General features: G+C 71.3%; 3 protein-coding genes. All 3 read left to right on the forward strand.

The window, feature by feature from the left end:
• Positions 1–46: 46 nt before the first annotated feature.
• The 3 genes from ACRDP3_RS08125 (at position 47) to ACRDP3_RS08135 (ending at position 3656) form a co-directional block, all read left to right on the forward strand.
• The gene (locus ACRDP3_RS08125) at positions 47–892 is read left to right on the forward strand and encodes an N-acetylmuramoyl-L-alanine amidase (protein ID WP_431516169.1); all 846 of its coding nucleotides are present in this window, start codon (positions 47–49) and stop codon (positions 890–892) included.
• 304 nt (positions 893–1196) lie between these two features.
• Positions 1197–2153: a hypothetical protein gene (locus ACRDP3_RS08130; RefSeq protein WP_431516167.1), complete on the forward strand. Its 957-nt coding sequence runs from the start codon at positions 1197–1199 to the stop codon at positions 2151–2153.
• Between the two features lie 120 nt (positions 2154–2273).
• Positions 2274–3656 (forward strand): IS30 family transposase, encoded by a 1383-nt coding sequence (locus tag ACRDP3_RS08135; RefSeq protein ID WP_431516168.1) that lies wholly within the window; start codon positions 2274–2276, stop codon positions 3654–3656.
• The last annotated feature ends 35 nt before the right edge of the window (positions 3657–3691 follow it).

Genomic DNA, 3691 nt, shown 5'->3' on the forward strand with positions numbered 1-3691 from the left:
GTGGGCGCCCGGCAGCGGAAGGTGGGGGCACCGGACGGGCAGACGGCTGGCCGTCGTGCTCGTGGCGCTGCTGCCGACGTGCTTGGCGGGCTGGCTGGTGTGGCAGTCGGCCGGCGGGCCCGCGGCGCTGATGCCGCTGCCCGGGAAGCCGGCACCGGACCCGGACCCGAAGTCCCCCTCCGGCAAAGGACGTTCGCATGAAGCGGCCGGCAAGCCGCTGGCGGGCCGGACGGTCGTGCTCGACCCCGGGCACAACCCGCACAACAGCGCGCACACCGGCAGGATCAACCGCGAAGTGGATATCGGCACGGGCCGTAAGGAGTGCGACACCACCGGGACCGCGACCGACTCCGGCTATCCGGAGGCGGAATTCACCCTTGACCTGGCCCGCCGGGCAAGCGCCGCCCTGAAGAAGCGGGGCGCCACCGTGAAGCTGACGCACGACGGTGACAAGGCCTGGGGGCCCTGCGTGGACGAACGGGCCGGGGTGGGTAACCGCGCGGACGCCGACGCCGCCGTATCCCTGCACGCCGACGGGGCGCCGGAGGGCAGGCGCGGGTTCCATGTGATCCTGCCCGCGTCCGTACGGGAAGGAGAGGCCGACACCTCGGCCATCACCGGACCGTCGCGCCGCCTCGGCGGCGAACTGGTCGCCGCCTTCCGGCACTCCACCGGCGAGCGGCCCGCCAACTATGTGGGCAACGGGAAGGGCCTCAAGACGCGAGCCGATCTGGGCGGGCTCAACCTCAGCCAGGTACCCAAGGTGTTCCTCGAGTGCGGCAACATGCGCGATCCGCAGGACGCCGGCCGGCTCACCGACCGCACGTGGCGCGAGAGCGCCGCCCGTGGGATCGCGGAAGGCATCGGGGCGTATCTGGCCCAGAAGCGTTAGTGCCGTGACCGGCAATGTTCGCCCGTGAAGGAGCGTCGTCCAGCATGGAGTCTCCCCGGCCCAGGGGACGGGGTCTCCCCGGGCCGCAGGCCCAGGGGGAGTGCCCCCAGGGGGAGTGCGTGATGGTCGGCGCGACAGGGCAAAAGTTGCCGGGAGGGGCGCTAGCACGTACCGGTACATGCGGAAGACGACCCGCCACAGCGGGCCTTAGGGTCATCCGTACGATAGGGGGCCACCCCCGCGCCACGCTCCGCGCGAAGCGGCGACGACGACAGCTACCGACCATATCGATAGAGGACATCACGTGAACATCCGCTCCCTCACCCGAGGCGATGGCGCGGTGATCGGGACAGCGTTGCTGCTGCTGATCGCTTCCTTCTTCCCGTTCTTCGAACTCGATGGAGACTGCCCCATCGACTCGTGCAGCGTGTCCTCCTGGTCGCGCTCCACGCTTCCGGTGCTGCCGGCCGTGCACCTGCTCGGCCTCATCGCCGCCGCTCTGTACCTCGCCGCCCGGATGCTGCCGGAGGGCCGCAAGCTGCTCGGGCTCGCGCTGGACCAGTTCGGGATGGTGCTCTGCCTGGTCGTCGGCTGGGCCGGTCTCTGGTCGCTGATCTCGGTCGTGGTGCCTGAGCTGGATCAGCCCGGCGACCCCAACGAGCAGTGGGATCTGGGCGTCGGCGCCTACCTGACCGGCGTCCTCGCCCTGGCTCTCGCCGTGGTCGGTGTCCTCAGCGCTTCCGTTCCCGCGCTGAAGGCGCCGCTGCTGGGTGCCCCGCGTCAGCCCAGCCCCTACGGGGGCCCGCAGCAGGGCGGTTACGGCTACCCCGGCGCCTACCCGGGTCAGCCCGGTCAGCCGGGTCCGTACGGCGGCCAGCCGCAGGGCGGCTACGGCTACCCTGGCGGGCCCCAGCCCGGTCAGCACGGCCAGCCTCAGCCCGGCCAGCCCCAGCCCGGCCAGCCCCAGCCCGGTCAGCCCCAGCCGGGGCAACCGCAGCCCGGTCAGCCCCAGCAGGCGCAGCAGCCCGGCGGTCCGGCGGCAGGCGGGGGCGCCCCGGACCCGAACTTCCAACCGTTCTGGTTCGCCGTGCCGGTCGCGCGTCCGCTCTTCGGTGAGGACGGCTCGCCGCAGCCGGTGGCCGAACTGGCCCCCGGCACCTGGTACCTGGCGGTCGAGCAGCGTGGCCAGGCGCTCATCGCGCAGACCCAGGACGGCCGCAAGGGAGTCCTCCAGGACACCTCGGGCATCCAGCGCGGCTGACTGACCGCCGGCCGCCACGGAGCGACGCGGACGCCGCACGCACGGGAACGGCCCCTCGCCCCCGGAGGCGGGCTCTAGCGATCCCCGCAACACCCTGAGCTTCAGGGAGTTGCGGGGATCGTGGATTTTGAGGGGTTGAAGGCGAGGTTCTTCGAGGCGCTTGACCGGGAGAACGGCAGCGTCTCGGGGGCTGCCCGGGCGGTCGGGGTGAACCGTGCGACGGCGTTCGCGTGGGCGCGGAAGGCCGGTGTCCGTGGTCGTGGGAAGTCGGGCACGAGCGGGCATCCGGGCCGGGCGGAGTACGACCGGCTTCGCGCGTCCGGGGCGCGGCGGCGGGACGCCGCGGCGCAGGTCGGGGTCCATGAACGCACTGCCAAGGACTGGGACCGCGGCATCCGGAAGATCGGCAACGCGCGCCTGCACCCCGATGGGCGCAGGATCGACTACACAACGGGCATGACCAGCACCGTTGCCGTCACGTCCATGCCGTCTGTCGCGACGGTCGAGGCTGAGCTGCACTCTCGGTTCCTCACGGTGACCGAGCGGGAGTTGATCGCTGATCTGCACCGTGAGGGCCGCTCGCTGCGCGCGATCGGACGGGCGCTCGGGCGGCCGGCCTCCACCGTCAAGCGCGAGATCGATGCTCGTGCGGTCGATGGTGTCTACCAGCCGCATCGGGCCCAGCGGGCGTGGGCGAGGAGCCGGTCGCGCCCCAAGGACTCCAAGCTCGCCCAGGACGGTCTGCTGCGCGGGTTCGTCGCGGACAAGCTGCGGGAACGGTGGTCACCCGAGCAGATCTGTCACGCTCTGGTCATCGAGTTCCCCGACGACGAGAGCATGCGGGTGAGTCCGGAGACGATCTACCAGGCGATCTACGTCCAGGCCCGTGGCGGACTGCGCCGCGAGGTCGCACTCGCGCTGCGCACCGGGCGCACCCGCCGCAAGCCGCATCGCAGTGCGGACCAGCGCACCCGCCGGTTCGTCGACGAGATGGTGATGATCTCCGAGCGTCCTGCCGAGGTGGAGGACCGGGCGGTTCCCGGCCACTGGGAAGGCGATCTGATCGTCGGCCCCCGCAGCGAGAGCGCGATCGTGACTCTGGTCGAGCGCTCCACCCGCTACGTCCTGCTCGGGCATCTGCCCGGCGGGCACACCGCAGAGGAGGTCCGCGACGTGCTGGTGCCCTTGGTCCAGACCCTGCCCGAGCACCTGCGCGGCTCGCTGACCTGGGACCAGGGCTGCGAGATGGCCGCGCACAAGCAGTTCACCGTGGCCACGGGGGTGCCGGTCTACTTCTGCGATCCACACTCACCCTGGCAGCGCGGATCAAACGAAAACACCAACGGCCTGCTGCGGCAGTACTTCCCCAAGAGCACCGATCTGTCCGTGCACAGCGCCGAAGACCTCGAACATGTCGCCCAGCAACTCAACGGCCGACCACGCAAAACGCTCGGCTGGAAAACCCCAGCCGAGCGCCTGCGTGATCTACTGACGACCACGTAGGCCGTCAGGTGTTGCGAGGACCCCGAGAATCCGCC

This window comes from Streptomyces sp. (assembly GCF_050698815.1).
Classification (GTDB): Bacteria; Actinomycetota; Actinomycetes; order Streptomycetales; family Streptomycetaceae; genus Streptomyces.